This window comes from Bradyrhizobium sp. HKCCYLRH2047 (assembly GCF_051168175.1).
Lineage (GTDB): Bacteria > Pseudomonadota > Alphaproteobacteria > Rhizobiales > Xanthobacteraceae > Bradyrhizobium.
This window is the reverse complement of sequence record NZ_JBNPUM010000006.1, coordinates 184,143-209,062: the sequence shown is the minus strand read 5'-3', so window position 1 is coordinate 209,062 and position 24,920 is coordinate 184,143. Positions and strand designations below refer to the sequence as shown.

25 protein-coding genes are annotated in these 24,920 nt (G+C 65.5%); 1 reads left to right on the top strand and 24 read right to left on the bottom strand.

Annotated features, from left to right (window positions below):
• Position 1: 1 nt before the first annotated feature.
• The 22 genes from ureB to pdhA all read right to left on the bottom strand — a co-directional run bounded on the left by ureB (position 2) and on the right by pdhA (position 21,502).
• On the bottom strand, positions 2-700 hold the full coding sequence (gene ureB / locus ACQR1D_RS16670; RefSeq protein ID WP_434839828.1) for an urease subunit beta: 699 nt from the start codon (positions 698-700) through the stop codon (positions 2-4).
• A gap of 11 nt (positions 701-711) precedes the next feature.
• On the bottom strand, positions 712-1,389 hold the full coding sequence (locus ACQR1D_RS16665; RefSeq protein ID WP_316178525.1) for an urease accessory protein UreF: 678 nt from the start codon (positions 1,387-1,389) through the stop codon (positions 712-714).
• The gene (gene ureE, locus ACQR1D_RS16660) at positions 1,382-1,831 is read right to left on the bottom strand and encodes an urease accessory protein UreE (RefSeq protein ID WP_434839827.1); all 450 of its coding nucleotides are present in this window, start codon (positions 1,829-1,831) and stop codon (positions 1,382-1,384) included. The genes ACQR1D_RS16665 and ureE overlap by 8 nt, the downstream gene beginning before the upstream one ends.
• A 158-nt stretch (positions 1,832-1,989) precedes the next feature.
• The gene (locus tag ACQR1D_RS16655; RefSeq protein ID WP_434839826.1) at positions 1,990-2,292 is read right to left on the bottom strand and encodes a putative quinol monooxygenase; all 303 of its coding nucleotides are present in this window, start codon (positions 2,290-2,292) and stop codon (positions 1,990-1,992) included.
• Positions 2,292-3,806 (bottom strand): amidase, encoded by a 1,515-nt coding sequence (locus tag ACQR1D_RS16650; RefSeq protein WP_316178521.1) that lies wholly within the window; start codon positions 3,804-3,806, stop codon positions 2,292-2,294. The genes ACQR1D_RS16655 and ACQR1D_RS16650 overlap by 1 nt, the downstream gene beginning before the upstream one ends.
• An 86-nt stretch (positions 3,807-3,892) precedes the next feature.
• The gene (locus ACQR1D_RS16645; RefSeq protein ID WP_316178519.1) at positions 3,893-4,594 is read right to left on the bottom strand and encodes an ABC transporter ATP-binding protein; all 702 of its coding nucleotides are present in this window, start codon (positions 4,592-4,594) and stop codon (positions 3,893-3,895) included.
• Positions 4,591-5,319, bottom strand: coding sequence for an ATP-binding cassette domain-containing protein (locus ACQR1D_RS16640; RefSeq protein WP_315711676.1), 729 nt, complete (start codon positions 5,317-5,319; stop codon positions 4,591-4,593). Before ACQR1D_RS16640 ends, ACQR1D_RS16645 begins: the two co-directional genes overlap by 4 nt.
• Position 5,320: 1 nt before the next feature.
• Positions 5,321-6,376 carry a branched-chain amino acid ABC transporter permease gene (locus ACQR1D_RS16635; protein ID WP_434839825.1) on the bottom strand — a complete coding sequence of 352 codons (1,056 nt, stop codon included), beginning with the start codon at positions 6,374-6,376 and terminating at the stop codon, positions 5,321-5,323.
• Positions 6,376-7,242, bottom strand: coding sequence for a branched-chain amino acid ABC transporter permease (locus ACQR1D_RS16630; protein ID WP_315711674.1), 867 nt, complete (start codon positions 7,240-7,242; stop codon positions 6,376-6,378). Before ACQR1D_RS16630 ends, ACQR1D_RS16635 begins: the two co-directional genes overlap by 1 nt.
• Positions 7,243-7,305: 63 nt before the next feature.
• On the bottom strand, positions 7,306-8,544 hold the full coding sequence (locus ACQR1D_RS16625) for an urea ABC transporter substrate-binding protein (RefSeq protein ID WP_316236396.1): 1,239 nt from the start codon (positions 8,542-8,544) through the stop codon (positions 7,306-7,308).
• 100 nt (positions 8,545-8,644) lie between these two features.
• Positions 8,645-9,694, bottom strand: coding sequence for a substrate-binding domain-containing protein (locus ACQR1D_RS16620; protein ID WP_315799791.1), 1,050 nt, complete (start codon positions 9,692-9,694; stop codon positions 8,645-8,647).
• Between the two features lie 199 nt (positions 9,695-9,893).
• Positions 9,894-10,370 carry a GNAT family N-acetyltransferase gene (locus ACQR1D_RS16615; RefSeq protein ID WP_434839824.1) on the bottom strand — a complete coding sequence of 159 codons (477 nt, stop codon included), beginning with the start codon at positions 10,368-10,370 and terminating at the stop codon, positions 9,894-9,896.
• Positions 10,371-10,417: 47 nt separating this feature from the next.
• The gene (locus tag ACQR1D_RS16610) at positions 10,418-11,134 is read right to left on the bottom strand and encodes a tetratricopeptide repeat protein (protein WP_409977886.1); all 717 of its coding nucleotides are present in this window, start codon (positions 11,132-11,134) and stop codon (positions 10,418-10,420) included.
• Between the two features lie 103 nt (positions 11,135-11,237).
• Positions 11,238-12,962, bottom strand: a complete 1,725-nt coding sequence (ilvD, locus tag ACQR1D_RS16605; RefSeq protein WP_434839823.1) for a dihydroxy-acid dehydratase — start codon at positions 12,960-12,962, stop codon at positions 11,238-11,240.
• A gap of 236 nt (positions 12,963-13,198) precedes the next feature.
• On the bottom strand, positions 13,199-14,170 hold the full coding sequence (locus ACQR1D_RS16600) for a tripartite tricarboxylate transporter substrate binding protein BugD (protein ID WP_434839822.1): 972 nt from the start codon (positions 14,168-14,170) through the stop codon (positions 13,199-13,201).
• Positions 14,171-14,260: 90 nt separating this feature from the next.
• Positions 14,261-15,502, bottom strand: a complete 1,242-nt coding sequence (locus ACQR1D_RS16595; RefSeq protein ID WP_316178511.1) for a threonine synthase — start codon at positions 15,500-15,502, stop codon at positions 14,261-14,263.
• Positions 15,503-15,638: 136 nt separating this feature from the next.
• Positions 15,639-17,060 (bottom strand): dihydrolipoyl dehydrogenase, encoded by a 1,422-nt coding sequence (gene lpdA, locus ACQR1D_RS16590; protein WP_434839821.1) that lies wholly within the window; start codon positions 17,058-17,060, stop codon positions 15,639-15,641.
• A 32-nt stretch (positions 17,061-17,092) separates the two neighbouring features.
• The gene (locus tag ACQR1D_RS16585; protein WP_315799785.1) at positions 17,093-17,332 is read right to left on the bottom strand and encodes a hypothetical protein; all 240 of its coding nucleotides are present in this window, start codon (positions 17,330-17,332) and stop codon (positions 17,093-17,095) included.
• Between the two features lie 39 nt (positions 17,333-17,371).
• Positions 17,372-18,730, bottom strand: coding sequence for a pyruvate dehydrogenase complex dihydrolipoamide acetyltransferase (locus tag ACQR1D_RS16580; protein ID WP_434893910.1), 1,359 nt, complete (start codon positions 18,728-18,730; stop codon positions 17,372-17,374).
• A gap of 2 nt (positions 18,731-18,732) precedes the next feature.
• Positions 18,733-19,038 carry a DUF5076 domain-containing protein gene (locus ACQR1D_RS16575; RefSeq protein WP_015666657.1) on the bottom strand — a complete coding sequence of 102 codons (306 nt, stop codon included), beginning with the start codon at positions 19,036-19,038 and terminating at the stop codon, positions 18,733-18,735.
• Between the two features lie 13 nt (positions 19,039-19,051).
• Positions 19,052-20,449, bottom strand: a complete 1,398-nt coding sequence (locus tag ACQR1D_RS16570) for a pyruvate dehydrogenase complex E1 component subunit beta (RefSeq protein WP_316178503.1) — start codon at positions 20,447-20,449, stop codon at positions 19,052-19,054.
• Between the two features lie 30 nt (positions 20,450-20,479).
• Positions 20,480-21,502 (bottom strand): pyruvate dehydrogenase (acetyl-transferring) E1 component subunit alpha, encoded by a 1,023-nt coding sequence (pdhA, locus tag ACQR1D_RS16565; RefSeq protein WP_316178501.1) that lies wholly within the window; start codon positions 21,500-21,502, stop codon positions 20,480-20,482.
• A 479-nt stretch (positions 21,503-21,981) separates the two neighbouring features.
• On the opposite strand from pdhA, the gene ACQR1D_RS16560 reads away from it, so the two are divergent.
• Complete coding sequence (locus tag ACQR1D_RS16560) at positions 21,982-23,661, top strand: methyl-accepting chemotaxis protein (RefSeq protein WP_316178498.1); 1,680 nt, start codon at positions 21,982-21,984, stop codon at positions 23,659-23,661.
• Between the two features lie 134 nt (positions 23,662-23,795).
• Here the strand turns inward: ACQR1D_RS16560 and ACQR1D_RS16555 are convergent, their stop codons facing one another.
• Both ACQR1D_RS16555 and ACQR1D_RS16550 read right to left on the bottom strand, forming a co-directional pair.
• Positions 23,796-24,113 carry an FtsB family cell division protein gene (locus tag ACQR1D_RS16555; protein ID WP_315711657.1) on the bottom strand — a complete coding sequence of 106 codons (318 nt, stop codon included), beginning with the start codon at positions 24,111-24,113 and terminating at the stop codon, positions 23,796-23,798.
• Between the two features lie 78 nt (positions 24,114-24,191).
• Complete coding sequence (locus ACQR1D_RS16550) at positions 24,192-24,902, bottom strand: GNAT family N-acetyltransferase (RefSeq protein ID WP_316178496.1); 711 nt, start codon at positions 24,900-24,902, stop codon at positions 24,192-24,194.
• Positions 24,903-24,920: the final 18 nt, after the last annotated feature.

Here is a 24,920-nt window from a genome sequence, read left to right as displayed (position 1 = left end):
CCTAGGCTCCGAGATAGCCGCGCGACTGCGCGAGCTTCAGCGCGGCGTCGCGCGCGCCGGGCGCATCGAGCGGACCATTGACCAGCCCGGCCTGGCCGCGCACGATCCGGTCGCCTGTGATCGGCACCAGCCGCACCGATTTGAAGATCCCCGGTTCGAAGCGCATGCCGAGCCCCGCGGGGCGGTCGATCTTCATCCCCCAGGCCGCGGCGCGGTCGAAGCGCAGCGCGCGGTTGACCTCGAAGAAGTGGGTGTGGCTGCGCACCTGGATATCGCGATCCCCGGTGTTGACGACATCGATGGTGACCGCCGGCAATTCGCTGAACATCGCAATGTCGTCGCCGCCGGCGATGATCTCGCCGGGTACGATCTCCTCGGCGGCTGCGCCTTCGGCCGGCTGGATCGGCTCGAACAGCGCCATCACCTTGGTGCCCTCGGCGAACATCAGCTCGACATAGAGCATCGGGATCATCTGCGCGACGCCGGGCTCGACGTCGTCGGTGGTCAGCAACCGGCCGGCCATGTCGCGGATCTCGGCATAGGGCAGATTGCGTCGCGCCGCGGTCATCACCTCATCGGTGATGTAGGCGACCGCCTCGGGATGGCTCAGCTTGATGCCCAGCAAGCGATTGCGCCGCGCCATCTGCGCGGCGTTGAAGATCACGAGACGATCCAGCTCGGTCGGCGACAGGTTCATCATGGCGCGGCACCTCAGGTCGTGAACATGCGCACATGCCGCAACGGCCCGCGCGACACGGCGATATCGATGAAGGGCGTGAAGCTCGACGGCATCGCGTCGTCGTCGGGTGTGCCGTTGAGCAGATCGCCGAGCCGTGCGCGGGCGCGCGCCAGGCTCTGCTGCGAGTCGATGTGGCCGATCAGGCCGAGCCGCACCGCGGCGCTGACGAGGCCAGTGATGAGGGTCCAGCCGGAGACGAGCTCGGCGGCATCGAGGCTCAGGCCGGCATCACGGCCGGCGATCGCCTGCACCACGGCGAGGTGTCCAAGTCTCGGATCGGCCGAGACGCGCGCGCGGTAGGACACGGACAAGGGGCCTGCAAGCTTGACCCAGACGCCGAGCAACGCCCTGCCCGCACGCCGCGAGCCCTCGCGCATCTCGGCCGACGGCGTCGTGGCCTCGGCGAGGCGATCCACGGCTACCATCGCCGCGGTATCGCCAGCGTGCCAGGCGCGCCGCAGCAGGATGCGATCCATCGTGGCCCAGCGCTGCGCAAGGTGATCGGCAATGACGCCGTCGAGATCGCTGCGGTCGGACAGCAGGCCATCGGCGGCGAGGCCTTCGATGCCCCAAGAGAAGGCAAAGCCGCCGGCGGGAAAGGCGCTGTCGCCGAGTTGCAGCAGGGCCAGCGTCTCGCCGCGGTCAAACATGCGCGCGCTCCACGACTTCGCCGGCGTCGAGCAGCGGCTTGATCCGCGCACGGTAGGTCTCGATCGGGGCGTCGAGCAGTACGACGAGGCTGTCGCCCTCGAAGCGGACGCGCCAGTGCAGATTGCCGGCATGCCAACCGAGCTTGAGCGCGCTGGCCTTGTCACGCGCCTTGAGGCGCAGCACATGCTGCTCGCCAAAACGTGCGATGATGGCGCGATCGGAGTCGAGATGCAGCAGCGCGCCGTCGACCAGCTCCTCGTCGCGATCCAGGCTGACGGCGCAGTCGGTGCCGCGATCGGTGGTCAGGCGGAAGCGCTTGCGGCCGGCATCCTCCGGCGGCACGAACAGCAACTCGATGCCACCGCGATGCTCCAGCGCGTGGATGCGGCCGGCATAAGCCTTGTCGCTCGCGCGTCCCAGGATGCCGTGCAGACGGAGCATCGGCGGGGTTCCTCTTGTTGATATAGTCTTCGTCATTCCGGGGCAGCCTGTCAGGGCTGAACCCGGAATCTAGAGATTCTCAGGTGCGCGATTGCGCACCATAGTTTGATGCTGTCGCATCGCCCCGGAATGACTGTGGAGACGGTTGGTGCCTGCCCCTACCGCAGCGTCGCCGACACCTCCTGCGAGGTCACCAGGATGACCTCGCCGTCGAGGATTGGCTTGGCGATGCCGAAGAAGGTCGCCACCGCGGCGGAGCCGTTGTGGCGGTCCATCGCGGCCTTGTCGGCGAAGCGCTCATAGGTCGTGAACAGACCCGGCTCGGTCTCGCTCTGCGAGATGAAGAAGCCGATCGTCTCCGGCTCGTTGGCCGCGACATGGGCCGCGACGGCGACGAGGGCGTCGCGCATCGTGGCCTCTTGTCCCGCCTTGGCCCTGATGACCGCGGTGATGGTGATCATCAGAAGGTCTTCCAGTCGCCGTCGGCCTCGAACGCCGCCGCCGCCTGGTAGATCGTGGACTCGGCGTAGTCCTTGCCGATCAGCATCAGGCCGACCGGCAGGCCATCCGAGAGGCCGCACGGCACGGTCATCGCGGGATGACCGGTGACGTCGAACGGGCTCGTCGTCGCGGTCATCTCGAAGGCGCGCTGCACCACCTCGGCGAGCGGCGCGTCCTTGGCCGGGATCGGCGTGGCGACGCACGGCAAGGTCGGCATCAGCAAGAGGTCGTAGGAGCCGAACATCGCGTCATAGGCCGCCTTCGCCTGGATCGCGATGTTGCGCGACTTGGCGTAGTAGCGGCCGCGGTAGTGCTCGAGGCCCCACTGCCCGACCAGCATGGTCAGCTTCAACGTCACCGACAAATCGTCAGCGCGCGTGCGCCAGCCGGAATGCGCGTCGAGCAGGCCGACGTCGTAGAGGCCCTTCCAGTTGAAGCCCATGCCGTTGCCGAGCATCATCTGCACCAGGAAGCCTTCCAGCGTGATCGGATTCCACGCCGCCAGCGCATGCATGTGCTCGGGGATCGAGACCTCCGACACCGACGCGCCCATCTTGGCGAAGCGCTCCGCGCCGGCCTTGACCTTGCTGACCACGCCCTCTTCCATGTTCGGCGCGCTGAAGCCTTCCTTGAGCACGCCGATCTTGAGACCCTTGACGCCCTTGCCGAGCGCCTCGGTGTAGGCCGAGACCTTCGGCGCATATTGCCGCGGATCGAGGCCGTCGGCGCCGGCCAGCACTTCGAGCAGCAGCGCGTTGTCGGCGACCGACTTGGTCATCGGCCCGGTGTGGTCGATCGTCGACTCGATCGGCATGACGCCGGTGTAGGGCACGAGACCGTGCGTCGCCTTCATGCCGTAGATGCCGCAATAGGACGCGGGAATGCGGATCGAGCCGCCCTGGTCGCCGCCGATCGACATGTCGACCTCGCCGGCCGCCACCAGCGCAGCGCTGCCCGAGGACGAGCCGCCGGCCGAATAGCCCATCTTCCAGGGATTGTGCACCGGCGCGGGATTGGAGGTATGGCTGCCGCCGGACAGGCAGAAGTGCTCGCAGACGGCCTTGCCGACGATGGTGCCGCCGGCATCGAGGATGCGGGAGACAATGGTGGCGTCGGCTGCGGGAATGAAGCCTTCCAGCGTGGTCGAGCCGTTCATCATCGGCACGCCGGCGAGCGCGACGTTGTCCTTCAGCACCACCGTGCGGCCGGCGAGCTTGCCGGACGACGCACCCTTCACCTCGGTCTTGATCGCCCAGGCGTTGTACTTGTTCTCCTTAGGCATCGGCTTGGCGCCCGGCGTGCGCGGATATTTCACCGGCGGCAGCGGGTTCGGCAGCTCATCGATGATGTCGTACTGGTCGAACATGCCGCCCATCAGCGACAGATATTCGGCGGCCTCCTCGACCGTCATGTTCATGTGCAGGCTGGCGGCGAGATCGGCAACTTCCTCGGCATTCGGGCGTTTGATGGACATGAGTCATCCTTTCTTGTGAGGACAAGCTGGGCAGAGACAGCAAATTGTCAGTTCAATGGGCCGGCGCGCGCGCGCCGGTACGGGCTCTAGCTCGGGATCATCTGACCTTCCCGGGCCAGGAGAGTCTCACGGTCGAGTTCCTCGGTGATACGCCCCTTCTGGATGTGCAGGATGCGATCCGATAACGACGTGATGAATTCGAGGTTCTGCTCGACCACGATCAAAGACATCTTCCAGCGCGACTTCAACGCCAGCAGCGTCTCGATGATCTCCTCGATGATCGACGGCTGGATGCCTTCGGTCGGCTCATCCAGCAGGATCAGCTTGGGCTTTGTGCACAGGCAGCGCGCCAGTGCCAGCAATTGCTGCTCGCCGCCCGACAGCGCGCCGCCGCGGCGGTCGAGCAGCCGCACCAGGCGCGGAAAATCCTGCAGCACGGCATCGATGACACTGCGGTCCTCCTTCGGCGCCGCAGCGAGCCCCATGCGCAGATTTTCCATGACCGACAGGTCCGGAAAGATCTCGCGGCCCTGCGGCACCAGGCCGATGCCGAGCCGAGAGCGCTCGTGCGGCTTCAGATGCGTGATGGCTCGGCCTGCGAACACCACCGAGCCGTCGGTGGTCGGCAGATGCCCCATCAAGGTGCGCAGCGCCGTGGTCTTGCCCATGCCGTTATGGCCGAGGATGCCGAGATATTCGCCGTCGGCCACCGTCAGGTCGACGCCGAACAGGATCGGAATCCGGCCATAGCCGGACTTGAGCCCCTTGACCTCGAGAAGCGCGCTCATGCCGCCACCTTCTTGCCGAGATAGACGTCGCGCACGCGCTGGTCGGCGAGCACCTTGTCGACGGTGTCCTCAACCAGCACGCGCCCCTGGTGGAATACGGTCACGCGCTTGGCAATCTGCTTGATGAACTCCATGTCGTGCTCGACGACGACGATGGCCCGGGTCTGGTTGATCTCGCGGATGATCGCGGCGGTGTGGAAGGTCTCCTCGTCGGTCATGCCGGCGGCGGGCTCGTCGAGCAGGATCAGCTCCGGCTCGGCGGCGAGCACCATGCCGATCTCGACCCATTGGCGCTGGCCGTGCGACAAGGTCGCGACGATACTGTCGGCGTAGTCGGTCAGCCGGATCATCTCCAGCACGGCATTGACCGCCGGCCCCTGCTGCCGCGGCGTTGCCTTGCGCCGTACCGCCATCCAGATGTTCTCACGCACCGAGAGGCCGTTGAACACGTTCGGGACCTGGGTCTTGATGCCGATGCCCATGCGCGCGATCTCGTGCGACAGCTTTCCCGCGATCGGCATGCCGCGGAACGCGATGCTGCCCGACGTCGGCACCAGTTGTCCGGTCAGCGTCTTGAAGAACGTGCTCTTGCCGGCGCCGTTTGGGCCGATCAGGCAGCGCAGCTCCATCTCCTGCAGGGTGAACGTGATGTCGTCATTGGCGACCACGCCGCCGAAGCGCATCGTCAGGTGCTCGGCCTTGAGCAGAGGAACGAGGTCGGCCATGTCACTCGGCTCCTGCAGGATGCGGCGCCGCCGCTGACGGGACCGGCGGACCATTGGTCTTCGGCTTCTTGTCCGGGATCAGCCGCATCACCAGATCACGCGCGGTCGGGAAGATGCCCTTCGGCAGGAGCAGCACGAACACCACGAGTACGCCGCCGAGAACGAGGTTGGAGTTCAGGAGCTGCTGCGAGCCGATATAGGCGACGATGTACTCGATCACGACGCAGCCGATGATCGGCCCGAGCAAGGTGCCGAGCCCGCCGACCGTGATCCAGATGATGATCTCGGCGGACAGCGACAGGCTGAAGATGGTCGGGCTGACGAAGGCGCCCCAGTTGACGTAGAGCGCGCCGGCAAGACCGGCGATGGCGCCGCCGAGGATGAAGGTCAGGCACTTCACCAGCCGCGGATCGTACCCGAGCAGCGACGCCCGCACCTCGTTCTCGCGCACCGCGACGATGATGCGCCCGGCCGGCAGCGCCAGCAGCAGCCGCAGCAGCAGGAACACGCCGAGCAGCACGTAGGCGGTGGTCCACCACGACTGCTCGGGCGACAGCACGGTCGACGGATCGAACGGCATGTTGAAGGTCGGCACCGCCGGCATGCCGTTGAAGCCGCCGAGCAGCGCCTTGCCGATCTTGTAGGCGTCGCCCGAGGTCGAATTGACCGAGTTGAACAGGATCAAGGTGACGGTGAGCGTGATGACGCCGAGATAGACGTCCGAGATGCGGCCGAAGAAGATGAAGTAGCCGAGGATCGCCGCGAACAGCGCAGGCACGGCGATCGCCAGCAGGATCGCCGGCGTCGAGTCCTGGAAGTTGACGGCAGCGATCGCGTAGGCATAGCCGCCGAGGCCGAAGAAGGCGGTTTGGCCGAACGACAGGATGCCGCCATAGCCCCAGATGAAGGCGAGGCTCAGCGCCAGAACCGACATCGCGGCGAACAACGTCAGTTGCATCAGGCCGAACAACTCGATCACGCTCGGCATAATCGCGATCACGCCAATGGCGACGACGGTCCCCACGGCCTGGAGAGCGAGGCGAAGGCGCTTGTCCATCACAGGTTCCCCTTGAAGAAGCGCCCGGAGATGCCCTGCGGCAGCAGACGGATGAGCACGATCGCGGTGGTGAAGACGATCACCTCGCCATAGACGGGCGTGGTGAAATAGGCGCCGATCTGGTTGACCGAGCCGAACAGGCTCGCCGCCGAGAGCGTGCCCGACAGGATCGCCGCGCCGCCGCCAACCACCGTCATGAAGGCCTTGGCGACATAGGCGCCGCCCATCACCGGCGTGATGCCGGACACCGGCGCCAGCAGGCCGCCGGCGAGACCCGTCACGGCGGCCCCGAGCGCGAACGTGCTCATGTAGACGCGGGCCGGGTTGACGCCGAGCGTCGCCGCCATCGCCGGGTTCTGCATCGTGGCGCGGGCGACCAGGCCAAACCGGGTGTAGCGCATCACGCCGTAGATGATGGCCATCATGACGGCCGCCATCAGTGCAAGGAACAGCGTGTAGTAGCTCGACTGGTACGAGCCGATCGAGAAGCCGCCGAGCGGCGTCGGCACGCCCTGCTGGGTGTTGCCGTAGATCGTGGTGATGATGCCGATGATCAGGAGGCTGAGGCCCCAGGTCGCGAGCATGGAATCGACCAGGCGGCCGTAGAGAAACCGGATCAGGCAGCGCTCGATCACGAGGCCGACGATGCCGACGAACAGGGGCGCGATGATCAGCATCGCGATCCAGATGTTCACCCCGGCATTGGCCGAGATCACGGTGGCGTAGGCGCCGAGCATGATGAACTCGCCATGGGCGAGATTGATGATCTTCATCATGCCGAAGATGATCGCCAGTCCCAGGCAGAGCAGGAACAGCGATGAGATTCCATTGAGGACGTCGAGCGCGAGGATGACGTAGATCGCCATGCGGGGTCTTTCAGGGCAGTCCAATGAAACCGGGTCCCGCCGGATGGCGGGACCCGGCACGCGTCAGAGATTGATGATGTACTGCTTGACGTCGTTCGGGTTCTTGACGAGGTCACAGACGCTCGCGGTGTCCGCGGGCTTGGCGTCGGTGTAGGTCTCGAGCACCGACCATTTGCGGTCCTTCACCTCGGCCAGGAACGCGTTGCGGACGGTGTGATGGGTCTGCTTGTCCAGCGAGACCTTGCCGCTCGGGCCGTCGAAAACGAGGCCGCTCTCGAGCGCCTCGATCACCTTCATGCGGTCGATGCTGCCGGCCTTCTTGACGCCTTCGGCCCAGAGCATGACGCCCTCATAGGTGCACGAGGCGAGCTCGCTGATGTAAGGCGAATCCGGATGCGCCTTCTTGATCTTCTCGACGAAGCTCTTGGAGGCCGGCGTGGTCAGCTCCTCGAAATAGCCGTAGGCCCCGATGACCCCATCGCTCTCCGCCGCATCCAATGTCGAGGGCTCGTTGACGAGACCAAAGGTGGTGGAGGCGATCGGGATCTTCCCCTTCATGCCGGCCGCGGTCCACTGCCGGTAGAACGCGGTGTGGTTGCCGCCGACCAGCGCCGACAGGATGAGGTCGGGCTTGGCCGCCTGGATCTTCGAGATGGTCGAGCCGAAATTGGTGACGTCGAGCGGGAAGAAGTCGGTCGCCAGGATCTCGCCGCCATTGTCCTTGCAGTATTTGGTCATCCACTTCGCGGTGATCTGACCGTAATTGTAGTCGGCCGCGATGATGTAGGCCTTCTTGCCGGACTTCTTCATCGCGCTCGGCACAAGCTTCTCCACCGTCTGCGCCGGCGTCGTGCCAGTGCAGAAGGTGTTGCGGTCGCAGACGCCGCCTTCATACAGCGTGTTGTAGAAGTACAGCACCTTGAAGCGGTCGAAGGTCGGACGGATCGCCTCGCGCGAGGCCGAGGTGATTCCGCCGTGAACGACGTCGACCTTGTCCTTGACCGCCAGCTGCTGGGCGTATTGCGAGTACATCTGGATGTTGGACTGAGTGTCGTAGTGGATCACCTTCAAGGGACGCCCGAGCAGGCCGCCCGCGGCGTTGATCTCCTCAACGGCCAGCTGCAGCGCGTAGACCATCGGCGTGCCGGAGGTGCCGATGGGACCGGACTGGTCGTGCAGGCTGCCGACCGTGATCGGGTTCTCGGCCGCGAGCGCACCCGAGCGCAGCACGGCGGGTGCCGCGATCAATGTCGAGGTCGCGATGGCCGAGCGTTGCAGGAAACGACGTCGGGAGAGAGTCATAAAGGTCCCCATGGGTTGATGATGCTGGTTCATGATCCGCGAGAAGTTTAAAATTACAATATTTGAAAAGGCAAGTGTTTTTTGGAGCGCGCCCTGCGCCTCAGCGCGAGGCGACGACCGCGAAGTCGTAGCCATCCAGCTCGGCGAGATGGATCGGATGGCGCCCGCCAACCACCGGCTGCGCCTCGTTGCCGCGCGCCGTGCGCCGCTGCAGCGTGCGCCCGAAGACGCGCCTGAGATCGCGGGCGTCGAAGCTCTCGGCGCGCTCGATCAGCGCGGCGAGCGCGTGAATGCCTTCGTAGCAGGACTCGCCATAGCCGTTCGGCGGCGGCGGATTGTCACCGAAGGCCGTGTAGTAGCGCTCGAGAAACGCGCCGTTGTTGCGCGACCGCAGCGAGGCGAAATAGCTGGAGGCGACATAGACATTCTCGGTCTCGCCGCTGTCGAGCCCGTAGACGATGGTCTCGTCGAAGGCGGACGAGAATCGCAGCACGTGACGGCTGAGACCGGCGGCGCAGAAGGCGCGGCTGAAGGCGATGCAGTCGAAGCCGAGAAAGACCGGCAGCACCACGTCGCTGCGCGTGGTCTTGATGCGGTCGAGCATCTCGTCGAAATCGTGGACGCCGACCGGCACGTAGCATTCGCCGGTCACGGTCCCGCCGAAGCGCGCGATCAAGCGCCTGGCGATGCCGAGCGACGAGCGCGGCCAGATGTAGTCGTTGCCGCACAGGAAGAAGCGCCGGGCGCGCTTGATCTCGGAGAGCCACTGCACCGCCGGCCCCAGTAATTCGCCGGCGGTCTCGCCCGTGGTCATCACATCGCTGTTCGCCGGCAGGCCCTCGAACTGGGGCGTGTAGACGAACGGCACGCGGCCGCGCGCGGCTTGCGCGACGGGATCGCGCGCGTAGCTCGGCAGCATGCCGATCAGGCCATCGACGGCGAGCTCGTCGACCGCCTCCACCGCAGCCCGGCCCGCGCTGGCGCCGGTCGCGCCGGCGTCGATGACGATCAGCTCGACCTGTCGGCGGCGGATGCCCGCGGCCTGGTTCAGCTCGGTCACGGCCAGCCGCCCACAGGCTTCCGCGGAGGGTGCCCACAACCCTGCCGAGCCGCGCCGAGGAATGATCAGGCCGATCCGAACGCTGCGCAAACGTGCCGCCTCTGCTGTTGCAGGGGACTTGCACTCACGAATCGTGCCAAGCGCGTTTTGGCGTCATCGCGGTCGTTCGTGTACCAAAGATCGCCGATTTTGGTTATGAAACCTGACGCTGATCAAAACATCGGCGCGCCGACGCCTATTCGTTAGGCATCCGCGGCCATGGCCTCGATGTCTCACCATGGCTCGCGACTCACGGCGCAATGGCGAGGGTCTTGCTCATCGGATAGGAGGCCGCGGTGCCGAACTTGCCGGCGGGCACGCCGACATCCGCGTAGCCGCGGGCGAGATAGAATCGGTGCGCGGTCTCGGTGCTCAGCAGGGCCACGTCACGCGCGCCCAGTGCGGCCGCCCGCCGCTCCAGCTCCGCCAGCAGAGCCGAGCTGATGCCGCGAAAGCGTCCGCGCGGCGACACGTAGTTGAGCGTGATCTCGCCGGGGTGGGCGAGCCCGCCGACGGCGAGAATCACATCATCCTCGACCGCGACGAGCAACGATCGCCCTCGCCCGTCCGCCCAGGCCGCGACGTTCTGCGGTGTCTTGTTGGCGAGCCAGCGCGCCAGGATATCAGGGTTGCCGCGGTGATCCGCCAGGCACAATTCGGATATGGAGGCGCGCAGCACGGCGCAGGCCGCCTCGGCATCGTCAGCCGTCGCATCGCGGATGATCATCGCAGTCCCTCTGTCGAACGGAGGGAACGCGATGCATTCCGCTCCTGCTACTCGCGCTTGCCCTGCACCCAGCTCTCGAGCATCTGCAGCGCCGAGGCGCGGTCATCGTCCGAGGCCTTGGCGAAGGCGCGGTTGTAGCTCTCCTTGATCCAGGCTTCGTCCGGACCGGCGCTGTCGCGCGCCAGAGTGAGCCACATCAGTCCGCGCGCCGGCTGGCGCGGCAACCGGTCGCCGTTGAACAGCATCTGACCAAGCAGCGCCTGGGCCTGGTGCTGGCCCTTCTGTGCGGCGAGGCCGAGCCAGCGCGCGCCATAGCGGAAGTCGTCGCGCGAGGCGTCTGCGGTCTTCAGGTACATCCGCGCCAGATCGTACTGGGCGTCGGCATTGCCGAAATAGGACGCCGCATAGGAGAACATCTCCCGCGCGCGATCCGGATCGGCCTTGACCTTCGTGTTCGGAATGCCGCTCAGGTAATAGCGGCCGAGCGCGACAAAGGCATTGGCGACGATCTGCGCCTGAGGCGCCGACGGACTGTCCTCCGCATGCGCATTGGCGATGCGGCTGAAATAGTCGAAGGCGCGCATGTCGTCGCGCGCAACGCCATCGCCCGCCGCATACATGCGGCCGAGCTTGAACTGCGCAATCGGGTGACCTTCCTCCGCCGCGTATTGCAGCGCCGTCAGGGACTGCGTGGGCGAGGTCGAGGACGTCGTCGCGGGCAGCGCCTTGCGCAGCGCGCCGGCGCCAGCCTGCTGTCCAGCCACGGGGATCGCCGGCTCCTGGTTGACCGGAGCGCCATCGAACGCGAACGATGGCGTCGGCAACGCGAGCGGGGCAACCCCCAGCATCAATGCGAAAAGGATCCGATCAGATGTCCGCATAGCAATACTTCTCTTGCGCACCACCTGGATGGGTCACGGCGCCCGCCACGGCCGGCCCCACCTGCTGGGCATATTTCCAAAGTGCACCTGACGTGTGATGCGTCTCACGCGGCGTCCACTTGGTCTTACGTGTCGCCAGCTCGGCATCGCTCAACTTCACGTTAAGGATGCCCGCCTCGGCGTCGATCTCGATGATGTCGCCATCCTCGACCAGCGCGATCGGTCCGCCGACCGCCGCCTCCGGTCCGATATGACCGATGCAGAAGCCCCGGGTCGCGCCCGAGAACCGGCCGTCGGTGATCAGCGCGATCTTGCCGCCCATGCCCTGCCCGGTCAGCGCCGCCGTGGTCTGCAGCATTTCCCGCATGCCCGGACCGCCACGCGGCCCTTCGTAGCGAATGACGATCACGTCGCCTTCGCGATAGGTACGCTTCTGGACGGCGTCAAAGGCGTCCTCTTCCCGATCAAAGCAGCGGGCCGGCCCAGAGAATTTCAAGTTCGACATGCCCGCGACTTTCACGATCGCGCCCTCTGGCGCGAGATTGCCTTTCAGACCGACCACACCTCCGGTTGCAGTGATCGGCTGGTCGGCCGGCCTCACCACGTCCTGGTGCGGATTCCACTTCACGCCATTGAGGTTTTCGGCGATCGTCCGGCCGGTGACTGTGAGGCAGTCGCCGTTCAAATAGCCATGGTCGAGCAACGTCTTCATCAAGAGCGGAATGCCACCAGCCTCGAACATGTCTTTGGCGACATAGCGGCCACCCGGCTTCAAATCCGCGATATAAGGTGTCTTTTTGAAGATTTCGGCGACGTCGAATAAGTCGAACTTGATGCCGGCCTCGTGTGCAATCGCAGGTAGATGCAGCGCAGCATTGGTCGACCCGCCGGACGCCGCCACAACCGCAGCGGCATTTTCCAGGGATTTTCGCGTGACGATGTCGCGCGGCCGGATGTTGGCGGCGATCAGCTCCATGACCTTCTCGCCGGCGGTCATGCAGAAGGAATCACGGATTTCGTAAGGCGCGGGGGCGCCGGCCGAATAAGGCAGCGCCAGCCCGATCGCCTCAGACACCGTCGCCATCGTGTTGGCCGTGAACTGGGCGCCGCAGGCGCCGGCCGACGGACAGGCCACGCGCTCGAGCTCGTCGAGGTCGTCGTCCGACATCGCACCCACCGAATGCTTGCCGACAGCCTCGAACATGTCCTGCACCGTGACCTGCTGGCCGCGGAAATTGCCGGGCAGGATCGAGCCGCCATAGATGAAGATCGAGGGCACGTTGAGCCGGACCATCGCCATCATCATGCCCGGCAGCGATTTGTCGCAGCCGGCGAGGCCGACGAGCGCATCGTAGGAATGGCCGCGAATCGTGAGCTCCACCGAATCGGCGATCGCCTCGCGCGACGGCAGCGACGAGCGCATGCCGTCATGGCCCATTGCGATGCCGTCGGTCACGGTGATGGTGCAGAACTCGCGCGGCGTGCCGCCGGCGTGGGCGACGCCCTTTTTCACCGCCTGGGCCTGCCGCATCAGCGCGATGTTGCAGGGCGCAGCCTCGTTCCAGCACGAGGCGACGCCGACGAAGGGCTGATGGATCTGCGCCGTGGTGAGGCCCATGGCGTAGAGGTAGGACCGATGCGGCGCACGCTCGGGCCCTTCCGTCACATGACGGCTGGGCAGCCTGCGCTTGATGTCGGTCTTCGCGTCCATCGCTGTTTTGGCCTCCCGGTGCTGCGGAGAACGCTCAAAATCCGGCAAGTGGATTTTCGGCAGCCTCACACGCACTGGTTATGTTCTGATCAAAGTATTTCACGACCAGGTGTGGCTAAAAAGCGGCGCGTTTGCGGAGCGCCGGAGATTGTTACCAAAACTTCGCAAACTGTGGCGACGTCGCAACATTCGTGGCCGATGCGCAACCATCCTTGGTTGGCAGGAATTGCGGGCGCCTACTCCGGCACCACCCCGGCGGCGCGGATCATCGGCCACCATTTGCGGATCTCGGCCCGCTGCAAAGTTCCAAGCGCGGCGGGGCCGCGCTGATCGGCCGCCGGCATCTGCAACCCCAGGTTTTTCAACTGGTTTTTCACATCCGGCTCGTCCAGCGCGGCCACCGCCGCCGCACTGAGCGTATCGACGATCTCCTTGCTGACGCCCTTCGGCAGCCAGAGGCCCGACCACAGGGTCATGTGGAAACCCGGCAGGCCGGCCTCGTCGGTGGTCGGAATCTCCGGCGCGGACTCGAGCCGCTTGGCGTCGGTGACGGCGTAGGCGCGGATCGTCCCGGCACGAACCTGGTTGATGGCGTTGGAGGTCTGGTCGACGATCAGGTCGATCTGGCCAGCGACCAGATCATTCATCGCCGGCCCCGTGCCGCGATACGGCACATATTGCAGCTTGAGGCCGGTGACCTGCTCGAAATAGAGCCCTGCGATGTGGCTGCCGGAGCCATTGCCGGCGGTGCCCGCCGATACGGGGTTCGGCTGCGATTTCACCCAGGCGAGAAACTCCGGCAGCGACTTGGCCGGGATGTTGTTCCTGCTGACGATGATCATCGGATTGCTCGGCAGCAGCACCACCGGCTCGAGATCGGCCTCGAGGTCATAGCCGAGCCGGTAGACGGCACCGTTCGCGACATGGGTGCCGAGATGGCCGAAGCTCACGGTGTAGCCGTCGGGCTTCGAGCGCACCGCGCGTCCCACGCCGATCGAACCGCCCGCCCCGGTCACGTTCTCGATCAGAACGGGCTGCCCGAGCGTCTGTCTCATGTGCTCGGCGAGGATGCGCATCATCGCATCCGACGGGCCGCCGGCAGCGAACGGCACGATCACGGTGATCGCGCGCGAGGGATAATTGTCGGCGCGCGCCGGCAACGCCAGCGCGAGACATACAAACAGCACGGCGCAAAGAGCTCGTCGCATCACGTCCTCCCTTGTGTCGCACGCGCCGGTCACAGACGCTGATGCGTCTGCGCCGGAGCATGTGCCCGAGGCCGCGGTGCTGGTTGTTAGTTAGAACTGCCCGAAGTCGATCGGCTGGTGACGATCGAGCGTGCGGGTGACCGGCGGCAGCGGATACTTAAGTCCTGTCGCGCAATTGAACAGCATGACGCGATCGTTTTTCGTCACGCGCCCGTCGGCCAGGCTCTGCTTGTAGGCGGCATAGGTCGCCGCGCCCTCCGGGCACAACAGCAGCCCCTCCTCGCGCGCGACCTCGGTGAGCGCAGATGAAATCTTCTCGTCATCGACCGCGATGGCGAAACCTTTGCTTTCGCGCACCGCCCGCAGGATGAGAAAATCACCGACGGCCTGGGGCACGCGGATGCCCGAGGCGATCGTATGGGCGTCCTCCCAGCGGGTCGCGTGCTCGACGCCCTGCTCGAAGGCGCGCACCATCGGCGCGCAGCCGGAGGCCTGCACCGCGACCATGCGCGGGCGCTTGGCGCCGATAAACCCGATTTTCTCCAGCTCGTCGAACGCCTTCCACATGCCGATCAGGCCGGTGCCGCCGCCGGTCGGATAGAAGATCACGTCGGGCACGTCCCAGCCGAGCTGCTCGGCGAGTTCGAGGCCCATCGTCTTCTTGCCCTCGATGCGATAGGGCTCCTTCAAGGTCGAGGTGTCGAACCAGCCGACCTTGGCCTTGCCCTCGCCGACGATCTTGCCGCAATCATCGATCAGGCCGTTGACGCGATACACGGTCGCGCCTTGCAGCTCGATCTCGCTGACATTCACCTCGGGGGTGTCTGCCGGACAGAAGATAGTGGTCTTGATGCCGCAGGACGTTGCATAGGCCGCGAGCGCAGCACCGGCATTGCCGTTGGTCGGCATCGCCATGTGCCTGATGCCGAGCGCCTTGCCCATCGACACCGCCATCACCAGGCCGCGCGCCTTGAACGAGCCGGTCGGCAGCCGGCCCTCGTCCTTGACGATGATCTCGCCGCCGCCGAGCTTCTTCGACAGCTTGGGCAGATTGATCAGCGGCGTCATCACCTCGCCGAGGCTCACGATGTCGGCGCATTTGCGCACCGGCAGCAGTTCGCGATAGCGCCACATGTCGGCCGGACGCTGCGCCAGCGCGTCCTTGGTCAGCGCCTGTTTCACCCCTGCGAGATCGTAGCGCACCAGGAGCGGCTTGCCGGCCTTGGAGAGGTTGTGGACCTGGTCCGCCGGATAATGATCGCCTTCCATCGCGCATTCGAGATGGGTGACGAAGGTCGGGCGCTCGGTGGTGAGATTGTCGCTGGATTTCACGGCGGAGCCTCTTGTTGTGCCCGTCTGGTCATCTCCGTCATTGCCGGGCTTGCCCCGGCAATCCATCCCCTTCGCAAGTATTTTCGAAGGGGATGGATGCGCGGGTCAAGCCCGCGCATGACGGCCGGTGAGCGGATTACATATTCAGCACGCGGCCGTAGGCGTCGAGCACAGCTTCCTTCATCATCTCCGACAGGGTCGGATGCGGGAACACCGTGTGCATCAGCTCTTCCTCGGTGGTCTCGAGGTTCATCGCGACCACATAGCCCTGGATCAGCTCGGTGACCTCGGCGCCGACCATGTGGGCACCGATCAGTTGCCCGGTCTTCTTGTCGAAGATCACCTTGACCAGACCCTGGTCCTCGCCGAGCGCGATCGCCTTGCCGTTGCCGACGAAGGGGAAGCGGCCGACTCTGACGTCGCGGCCCTGCTCCTTGGCCTTGGCCTCGGTAAGACCGACGGAGGCGACCTGCGGATGGCAATAGGTGCAGCCCGGAATCAGGTTCTTGTCCATCGGGTGCGGATGCAGCCCCTTGATCGCCTCGATACAGACCACGCCTTCATGCTCGGCCTTGTGCGCGAGCATCGGGGGCCCCGCGACGTCGCCGATCGCGTAGAGGCCGGGCACGTTGGTCTTGCCGTAGCCGTCGATGACGATGCAGCCGCGGTCGGTCTTCACGCCGAGCTTCTCCAGCCCGAGATTCTCGATGTTGCCGACCACGCCGACCGCCGAGATGACGCGGTCGAACTCGACCGACTCGGTCTTGCCCTTGCCGTCGTCGATCGTCGCCACCACGCTGTCGCTCTTCTTGTCGAGCTTGGTGACCTTGGCCCCGGTCATGATCTTGAGGCCCTGCTTCTCCAGCTGCTTGCGGGCGATGCCGGCGATCTCGGCGTCCTCCACGGGGAGGATCTGCGGCAGCACCTCGACCACGGTGACCTCGGAGCCCATGGTGCGGAAGAACGACGCGAACTCGATGCCGATCGCGCCGGAGCCGACCACCAGCAGCGACTTCGGCATTTTCTCTGGCACCATCGCCTCGAAATAGGTCCAGACCAGCTTCTTGTCCGGCTCGAGGCCCGGCAGCACGCGCGGCCGCGCGCCGGTCGCGACGATGATGTGCTTGGCCTGATAGGTCCCCTCGCCGAGCGCACCCTTCGGCGCCTCGACATCGGACTTGGTCACGGTGACCTTGCCGGGCGCATCGATCGCAGCCTTGCCCCAAATCACCTGGACCTTGTTCTTCTTCATCAGGAAGCCGACGCCGTCGTTCAGCCGCTTCGACACGCCGCGCGAGCGCTGCACCACCGCCTTCGGATCGTAGGAGATCTTTTCCGCCGACAGGCCGTATTCCTTGGCGTGCTGCATGTAGTGATAGATCTCAGCCGAGCGCAGCAGCGCCTTGGTCGGGATGCAGCCCCAGTTCAGGCAGATGCCGCCGAGGTAGGATTTCTCGATGATCGCGGTCTTGAAGCCGAGCTGCGCGGCACGGATCGCGGTGACGTAGCCGCCCGGGCCGGAGCCGATGATGATGACGTCGAAGGATGTGTCGGCCATTACGGCTCCCATTCAACTGAAGCAGTTGGAAATCAGATGGTCGTGGTGCTGCCGACGGAACGTCGCCAGATCAAGGCTCGAACTATTGCCTCCAGCAGCACCAGCACGGCGCAGATCGCAAATCCGGCAAGCACGATCGGCGCCCAGATGCCGCGCGACAGCGCCTCGCCGGAGTAGAAAGCAGAATGGATGACGTCGATCCCGAGCGGGTTGGCAAACAACGCGGCGCTCACCAGTGCCGTGATCCAGGGCCACCGCGTTCTGATGCGCATGCGCTGGCCCCGTCTGCCATCCCGCTCCGGAACGCAACGTCACACCATCATCATCACGGGATTCTCGATCAGCTGCTTGAACGCGCCGATCAGCTCGGCGCCGAGCGCGCCGTCGATGGCGCGGTGATCGCACGACAGGGTCACGCTCATCATGCTGGCGACCTCGATCTTGCCGTTGCGCACCACGGGGCGTTCTTCCGAGGTGCCAACCGCGAGGATGGTCGCATGCGGCGGATTGATCACGGCGGTGAAGTGGTTGATGCCGTACATGCCAAGGTTGGACACGGCCGTGGTGCCGCCCTGATATTCCTCCGGCTTCAGCTTGCGCGAGCGGGCGCGCGCGGCGAAGTCCTTCATCTCGCCCGAGATCGCCGACAGCGTCTTGGTCTCGGCCTTGCGGATGATCGGCGTGATCAGTCCGCCCGGCATCGCCACCGCGACGCCGACGTCCGAATGCTTGTGCTTGACCATGCCGCCTTCGGTCCAGCTCACGTTGCAGTTCGGAATCTTCTGCAGCGCGACCGCCATCGCCTTGATGACGAAGTCGTTCACCGAGAGCTTGTAGAGCGGCTTCTTCTCCTTGTCCTTTGGAGCTGCCGCATTGATCTCCTCGCGGGCGGCGAGCAACTTGCCGATGTCGCAGTCGATCGTGAGATAGAAGTGCGGGACGTTCTGCACCGACGCGGTCAGGCGCTGCGCGATGGTGCGGCGCATGCCGTCATGCGGGATGACCTCGTAGGAGCCCGGCTCGAACAGCGCCAGGATCTGCTTGTCCGACATCGACGGCGCCAGCGCCGGCGCGCCTGCCGCGGCAGGTGCCGCCGACGGCGCAGCCTTCAGGCCCTTGCCGGACTTTGCGTCCTCAACGTCGCGCGCGACGACGCGGCCGTGCGGGCCGGTGCCGGTGATGCGGCCGAGATCAATGCCGGCATCCTTGGCGAGACGACGTGCCAATGGCGACGAGAAGATGCGCGCGTGACCGTTGACCTGGGGCGCAGCCGCCGGAGCGGCCGGCGCAGGAGCCGCGGCCGGCTTCGGCGCGGGCGCGGCGGAAGGTGCAGGTGTGGCGGCGGGCGCCGCCGCGGACACCGTCGGCTTCGCCTCGGGCTTGGGAGCCGCCGCCGCCGGCGCGCTGCCGGCCGCCTTGACGTCCTCGCCCTCGCCGGCGAGCACCGCGATCACGTCGTTGACCGGCACGTCCTGCGTGCCTTCCGGCACCAGGATCTTGGCGAGCGTGCCCTCATCGACCGCCTCGACTTCCATCGTGGCCTTGTCGGTCTCGATCTCGGCGATGACCTCGCCGGACTTGACCTGGTCGCCTTCCTTCTTGAGCCAACGAGCGAGGTTGCCCTTCTCCATCGTCGGCGACAGCGCGGGCATCAGAATGTTGATCGGCATGATCAGTGACCTTGTTTCGACCTGGGGCTGGTAGTGCCCGTGTCAGTCGGCCGAGCCAGCTCGGCTTCGAACATCTCGACGATGCGCTGCAGCGCCTCGTCTTCGGAATAATCGCTCTCGCGCGCATAGGCGCGCGCAGCATGTCGGGCGACGTCGACCAGGAGCAGCCCCCACACGTCGGGCTCCTCGAAGGCGCGCTGGAATGCGATCGAGAGCCCGCCATCGAGCACGAAGGCGCGCAACACTTCGGTGGCGTCCTCGCGGCCGATGACGTCGGGCGGCAGCGGCTGCTCCTTGGGTCCGGCCATGGTGGGATGTCCCTTAGCGGTAGCAGACGGACTTGGCGGCCTGCACGACCTCCGCCGCCGAGGGCAGCGCGAGCTTCTCGAGGTTCGCCGCGTAAGGCATCGGCACATCCTTGCCGGACACGCGCGCGACTGGCGCATCGAGATAGTCGAAGGCGTGCTCCATGATGCGCGCGGCGATCTCGGCGCCGACGCCGCTCTGCGCCCAGCCTTCTTCCACCGTCACCGCACGGCCGGTCTTCTTGACCGAGGCGACGATGGTCTCGGTGTCCATCGGACGCAGCGTGCGCAGGTCGATCACCTCGGCCTCGATGCCCTCCTTGGCGAGCTCATCGGCGGCCTTCAGCGCGTAGGTCATGCCGTTCGACCACGAGATGATGGTGACGTCCTTGCCGCTACGGGCGATGCGCGCCTTGCCGATCGGGATCACGTAGTCGTCGAGCTTGGGCACCTCGCCGGAGTGACCGTAGAGCACCTCGTTCTCGAGAAAGATCACCGGATTGGGATCGCGGATTGCGGCCTTCAACAGGCCCTTGGCGTCCGCGGCGGAATACGGCGCGATCACCTTGAGGCCCGGGATGTGCGAGTACCAGGACGAGTAGTCCTGGCTGTGCTGCGCGGCAACGCGGGCGGCAGCGCCGTTCGGACCGCGGAATACGATCGAGCAACCCATCTGGCCGCCGGACATGTACAAGGTCTTGGCCGCGGAGTTGATGATCTGGTCCATCGCCTGCATGGCGAAGTTGAAGGTCATGAACTCGACGATCGGCTTCAGGCCGGCCATCGCGGCACCGACGCCGATGCCGGCGAAACCGTGCTCGGTGATCGGCGTGTCCATCACGCGGCGGGCGCCGAACTCCTGCAGCAGGCCCTGGGTGACCTTGTAGGCGCCCTGATATTCGGCGACCTCCTCGCCCATGATGAAGACGTCGCCGTCGCGGCGCATCTCCTCGGCCATCGCGTCGCGCAGCGCCTCGCGGATGGTTTGCGTCACCATCTCGGTGCCCGCGGGCACCTCGGGATCGGGCTCGGCCACGCTCTGCGGCGCAGCCACGCCGGTCGGCGCAGGCGATGCCGACACCGAAGCAGCCGGCTCGGCCGGCGGCGCCGACTGCGCGGCCTTCATCTCGGCTGCAGGCGCTGCCGCCTTGCCGAGATCGGCGGCGGTCTCGCCGTCGGCGAGGATGGTCGCAATCGGCGTATTGACCGCGACGTCGGCAGTGCCTTCGGGGATCAGGATCTTGCCGAGCGTGCCCTCGTCGGTCGCCTCGACCTCCATCGTGGCCTTGTCGGTCTCGATCTCGGCGATCACGTCACCCGACTTGATCGCCTCGCCTTCCTTCTTCAGCCATTTGGCGAGATTGCCCTTTTCCATCGTGGGCGACAGCGCAGGCATCAAAACTTGAATAGGCATATCAGCTCCAGAGAAACAGCTTGCGCGCGCTCAGCGATAAACGTCGGTGTAGAGCTCGGCGACATCGGGCTCGGGATCGGCTTGCGCGAAATCGGCGGCCTCGTTGACGATCTTGCGCACATCGGCATCGATCGTCTTGAGATCCTGCTCGCTGACCTTGGCCGCCAGCAGGCGGTTGCGCACCTGCTCGATCGGATCCTGGTCGTGACGGACCTTCTCCACCTCCTCGCGGGTACGGTACTTGGCCGGGTCCGACATCGAGTGGCCGCGATAGCGGTAGGTCTGCATTTCCAGGATATACGGACCCTTGCCCTCGCGGCACCACGCGACCGCCTTCTCGCCGGCGGCCTTCACCGCGCGGACGTCCATGCCGTCGACCTGCTCGCCCGGGATGTTGAAGGAGATGCCGCGCTTGGAGAAGTCGGTCTGCGCCGAGGCGCGCGACACCGCCGTGCCCATGGCATAGCGGTTGTTCTCGATGACGTAGATCACCGGCAGCTTCCAGAGCTCCGCCATGTTGAAGCTCTCATAGACCTGCCCCTGGTTGGCCGCGCCGTCGCCGAAATAGGCGACGCTGACCGAGTCGTTGCCGCGGTAGCGGTTGGCGAGCGCAAGGCCGGTGCCGAGCGAGACCTGGGCGCCGACGATGCCGTGGCCGCCGAAGAAGTTCTTCTCCACGCTGAACATGTGCATGGAGCCGCCCTTGCCCTTGGAATAGCCGCCGCGGCGTCCCGTGAGCTCGGCCATGACGCCCTTGGCATCCATGCCGGTGGCCAGCATGTGGCCGTGATCGCGATAGCCGGTGATGACCTGGTCGCCCGGCTTCAGCGCCATCTGCATGCCGACGACGACCGCTTCCTGGCCGATGTAAAGATGGCAGAAGCCGCCGATCGCACCCATGCCATAAAGCTGACCCGCCTTTTCCTCAAAGCGGCGGATCAGCAGCATGTCGCGCAGCGCAGCCAATTCCTGTTCTCTGGTGAATTCCGGCGGCGGGCCGTTATCTCTGTCCTGCCCTTGTTCCTTTGCGGCGGTCTTCTTCGGTGCGGCCATGGCAATTCCGGATGAGAGAAAAAGTAGCTCTCTCTAGCTCAACTCCAGGAGACGTAAAAGGACCGCGTGGCACGTCCGAAGGCTTTGGCGTGCCGCACTGCAATGCACACGAAATATTGCAAATACAATTCCACCATTTTTGGAATCCGACCGCAGGCCGCTACAAAAAAGAGCAGCCATCTCAGCGGATGGGACGCGTCCGGCCAAGCCGACGACGCCCTCCGCGACACCCTCATCGGTGGATCTCGACGACGCCATCGGCGACCAAAAAACCCGACATATCGAACATCGGCATAACGGATATTCCGACCGAGCAGCGGCAGAGGGTCTCCGTGTTTCTACGGGCCTTCGAATCAATCAATTCTAAACCTTCCGCAACGCACAATTTTTCCGAATTCATCAACGAAATCAAATAACTCAACGGAAATCCCTGGCTGCCTGAACTGTCCGGCTGCCTCGTCCCCCTGACAGGAACGAACATGGTTCTCACCATCCCTCGCCGCTTTGCGGTTCTGGTCGCGTTATCCATCGGCGTCTGTATCGTCGCCGTCGTCAGCCAGCTGCTGGCCACCCGCACAGCCCTGGTCGAAGAGCGTAAGGCCGCGGTCGTCGGACAGGTGCAATCTGCCGTGTCGATCGTTAAGGGCTTTGCCGATGCGGCGGCGAAGGGCGCCCTGACCGCGGACGAGGCGCAGAACCGCGCCAAGGCCGTGCTCCGCGGCATCCGGTTCGGCAAGAACGACTACATCTTCGTCTACCAGCCGGACGGCGTGAACCTCGTGCTTGGCCCGAAGCCGGATTGGGAGGGCAAGGGCCTGCTCAACGAGAAGGACGCCAACGGTCTGCCTTTCGTACGCGAGTTGATCGCGGCTTCGACCCAGCCTGGTGGCGGCTTCGTCAGCTATATGTTCGCGCGCGCCGGCAGCAGCGTCCCGGTGGCGAAGCTCGGCTACACCTTGAAGGCCGATCCGTGGAACTGGGTCGTCGGCACGGGCGTGTATGTCGACGATCTCGACGAGGCGTTCTACGCCTCCGTCAAGGTGACGCTGATGTGGGCCGTCGGATTGATCGCCCTGCTGTGCGTTGCGACCCTGATGATCGCGCGCGGCCTGGTCCGGCCGCTGCAAGCGATCACCCGGACGATGACCGAGCTTGCGAACGGGAATCTCGCTGTGCAGATACCGAGCTCGGAACGGCGCGACGAGGTCGGCGAGATGGCCCGTGCCGTCGAGGTGTTCAAGGTCAATGCCGTCGCCCGCCAGCGGCTCGAAGCCGAGCAGAACGAGCTGGAGGCGCGCCAGGCCGAGCAGCGCAAGATCGATACTATGCGCCTTGCGAACGATTTCGAGACAGCGGTCGGCCAGATCATCGAGACCGTGTCGTCGGCAGCGACCGATCTGGAGTCATCGGCCCAGTCGCTCAGCGCGACTGCCGAACGCTCGAAGGGTCTCGCCACCGTCGTAGCCGGCGCCTCAGGCGCCGCCTCCAACAACGTCCAGTCGGTCGCCGCCGCCACCGAGGAAATGTCCTCCTCCGTGAACGAGATCAGCCGGCAGGTGCAGCAGTCTTCGGCGATCGCCAGTGAAGCCGTCGAGCAGGCCCGCAAGACCAATGAACGCGTGGGCGAATTGTCGCAAGCGGCGGCTCGCATCGGCGACGTGGTGGAGCTCATCAACACCATCGCCGGCCAGACCAACCTGCTGGCCTTGAACGCCACCATCGAGGCGGCGCGGGCGGGTGAAGCCGGCCGCGGCTTCGCCGTTGTCGCCTCGGAGGTCAAGGCGCTCGCCGAGCAGACCGCCAAGGCGACCGGAGAGATCAGCCAGCAGATCGGCGCCATCCAGACCGCCACCCAGCATTCGGTCACCGCCATCAAGGAAATCGGCGACACGATCGGCCGGATGTCGGAAATCGCCGCCACCATCGCAGCCGCTGTCGAAGAACAGGGCGCCGCAACCCAGGAAATCTCGCGCAACATCCAGCAAGCCGCCAGCGGCACGAAAGAGGTTTCCGCGAATGTTGCCGACGTCCAGCGCGAAGCAACCGAGACAGGAACGGCTTCGTCCCAGGTGCTCAACGCTGTGCAGTCACTGTCCCAGGACAGCAACCGCCTGAAGGCCGAGGTCCACAGGTTCCTCGCCACCGTGCGGGCCGCATAAAGAGCAGCGCATCAGCGATCGTCGAAGGCCCGCGCGCAGCGCGGGTCTTCCTCGTCATGGGCTTGTCGTGCACGCGTTCGTTACGCAGACGCGAGGCCAGTCTCCCAACGGATGCCTCGCGGAGACCGGCTCGCTCAGTTTGGCCGATTGATCCGGATCAGATCACGCGGGTTGGCGTAGCCGAGCTGGAAGCGGGCGCGCTCATCGAGCATGTCGGGATCGACCCGGTCGGAGCGCAGCAGCGACACGCGCTTCTCACCCTCCGCCCGCTCCTGCTTCAGCCGGGCGAGCTCGGAGGTCAGCGCAATGATCTCCTGGTCGAGCTCCTGGCGCGCGGTCAGGCCGTAGCGGCCGGTATAGGCGTTGATGCCGAAATAGCCGATGATGGCGGCCGCCATCGTGTAGAGGGCGAGCCCGGTCAGGAACGATTTGAGCCGCGCGCGGGAGACCATGGCCGGAAGATGGGGCGCCTTGGTTAAGGATCTGCTAATCCGCCCCGCGAGGCTTCTTTACGAAGGTCGCATCACCCGTCACGGGCTGACGGATTGCCGAAGCACCGTGAAACACAAGGTGGCTCGCGACACGAAGCCGAGACGCTCATACAGCGCGATCGCGGCATGATTGTCCTCTATGACGTGGAGAAACGGCGTCTCGCCCCTGCCCCTGATGGCCGTCATCAGGGCCGTCACGAGCCTCTGGGCATAGCCACGGCCGCGAGAGTCCGGATGGACACAGACCGCGCTGATTTCCGTGAACCCGTCGAGGCGCATGCGCTCCCCGGCCATCGCAGCCAGGCGCTGCCCGTCGCGGATGCCGATATAGCGGCCCAGCTCGTGGGTCCTGGCCAGGAACGGGCCGGGCTTGGTCAGCGCCGTCATCTCCAGCATCGCCGGAATGTCACGCTGGTCGAGCGTTTCGATCACGGCATCCCCAACAGGGGCCTCGGCCTCGACCGCAACCATCTGGCGGACGCTGGCGCTGAACCAGGCGGCAAGGCCGTGCAGGTCGCCCGGAGGAGCGGGAGTCACGATCGCAACCACGTCCTTCTTGGCGAAGTCGGCGAGCTCAGACCACGCAGCATCGCTGTCGTCCGACATGGCAGCGAATGGTGCAATCGCCGCTGGATAGCGACGAGCATGCGCGGTGCCTTCCGCAAGCGCCCGGTGCCCGGTGGTCAGGGCTGACCAGACGGGACGATCCAGCGCTGCGCGCTGCTCGGCAGAAAGCTCCAATCTGGACATCGCACCAGCCTCCAGACG

Excerpts from the sequence above, each read along its gene's own strand:
- ureB (WP_434839828.1), bottom strand. The coding sequence starts at position 700 with ATGATGAACCTGTCGCCGACCGAGCTGGATCGTCTCGTGATCTTCAAC.
- ACQR1D_RS16665 (WP_316178525.1), bottom strand. The coding sequence starts at position 1,389 with ATGTTTGACCGCGGCGAGACGCTGGCCCTGCTGCAACTCGGCGACAGC.
- ureE (WP_434839827.1), bottom strand. The coding sequence starts at position 1,831 with ATGCTCCGTCTGCACGGCATCCTGGGACGCGCGAGCGACAAGGCTTAT.
- ACQR1D_RS16655 (WP_434839826.1), bottom strand. The coding sequence starts at position 2,292 with ATGATCACCATCACCGCGGTCATCAGGGCCAAGGCGGGACAAGAGGCC.
- ACQR1D_RS16650 (WP_316178521.1), bottom strand. The coding sequence starts at position 3,806 with ATGTCCATCAAACGCCCGAATGCCGAGGAAGTTGCCGATCTCGCCGCC.
- ACQR1D_RS16645 (WP_316178519.1), bottom strand. The coding sequence starts at position 4,594 with ATGAGCGCGCTTCTCGAGGTCAAGGGGCTCAAGTCCGGCTATGGCCGG.
- ACQR1D_RS16640 (WP_315711676.1), bottom strand. The coding sequence starts at position 5,319 with ATGGCCGACCTCGTTCCTCTGCTCAAGGCCGAGCACCTGACGATGCGC.
- ACQR1D_RS16635 (WP_434839825.1), bottom strand. The coding sequence starts at position 6,376 with ATGGACAAGCGCCTTCGCCTCGCTCTCCAGGCCGTGGGGACCGTCGTC.
- ACQR1D_RS16630 (WP_315711674.1), bottom strand. The coding sequence starts at position 7,242 with ATGGCGATCTACGTCATCCTCGCGCTCGACGTCCTCAATGGAATCTCA.
- ACQR1D_RS16625 (WP_316236396.1), bottom strand. The coding sequence starts at position 8,544 with ATGACTCTCTCCCGACGTCGTTTCCTGCAACGCTCGGCCATCGCGACC.
- ACQR1D_RS16615 (WP_434839824.1), bottom strand. The coding sequence starts at position 10,370 with ATGATCATCCGCGATGCGACGGCTGACGATGCCGAGGCGGCCTGCGCC.
- ilvD (WP_434839823.1), bottom strand. The coding sequence starts at position 12,962 with ATGGACGCGAAGACCGACATCAAGCGCAGGCTGCCCAGCCGTCATGTG.
- ACQR1D_RS16600 (WP_434839822.1), bottom strand. The coding sequence starts at position 14,170 with ATGCGACGAGCTCTTTGCGCCGTGCTGTTTGTATGTCTCGCGCTGGCG.
- lpdA (WP_434839821.1), bottom strand. The coding sequence starts at position 17,060 with ATGGCCGACACATCCTTCGACGTCATCATCATCGGCTCCGGCCCGGGC.
- ACQR1D_RS16585 (WP_315799785.1), bottom strand. The coding sequence starts at position 17,332 with ATGCGCATCAGAACGCGGTGGCCCTGGATCACGGCACTGGTGAGCGCC.
- ACQR1D_RS16580 (WP_434893910.1), bottom strand. The coding sequence starts at position 18,730 with ATGCCGATCAACATTCTGATGCCCGCGCTGTCGCCGACGATGGAGAAG.
- ACQR1D_RS16575 (WP_015666657.1), bottom strand. The coding sequence starts at position 19,038 with ATGGCCGGACCCAAGGAGCAGCCGCTGCCGCCCGACGTCATCGGCCGC.
- ACQR1D_RS16570 (WP_316178503.1), bottom strand. The coding sequence starts at position 20,449 with ATGCCTATTCAAGTTTTGATGCCTGCGCTGTCGCCCACGATGGAAAAG.
- pdhA (WP_316178501.1), bottom strand. The coding sequence starts at position 21,502 with ATGGCCGCACCGAAGAAGACCGCCGCAAAGGAACAAGGGCAGGACAGA.
- ACQR1D_RS16560 (WP_316178498.1), top strand. The coding sequence starts at position 21,982 with ATGGTTCTCACCATCCCTCGCCGCTTTGCGGTTCTGGTCGCGTTATCC.
- ACQR1D_RS16555 (WP_315711657.1), bottom strand. The coding sequence starts at position 24,113 with ATGGTCTCCCGCGCGCGGCTCAAATCGTTCCTGACCGGGCTCGCCCTC.
- ACQR1D_RS16550 (WP_316178496.1), bottom strand. The coding sequence starts at position 24,902 with ATGTCCAGATTGGAGCTTTCTGCCGAGCAGCGCGCAGCGCTGGATCGT.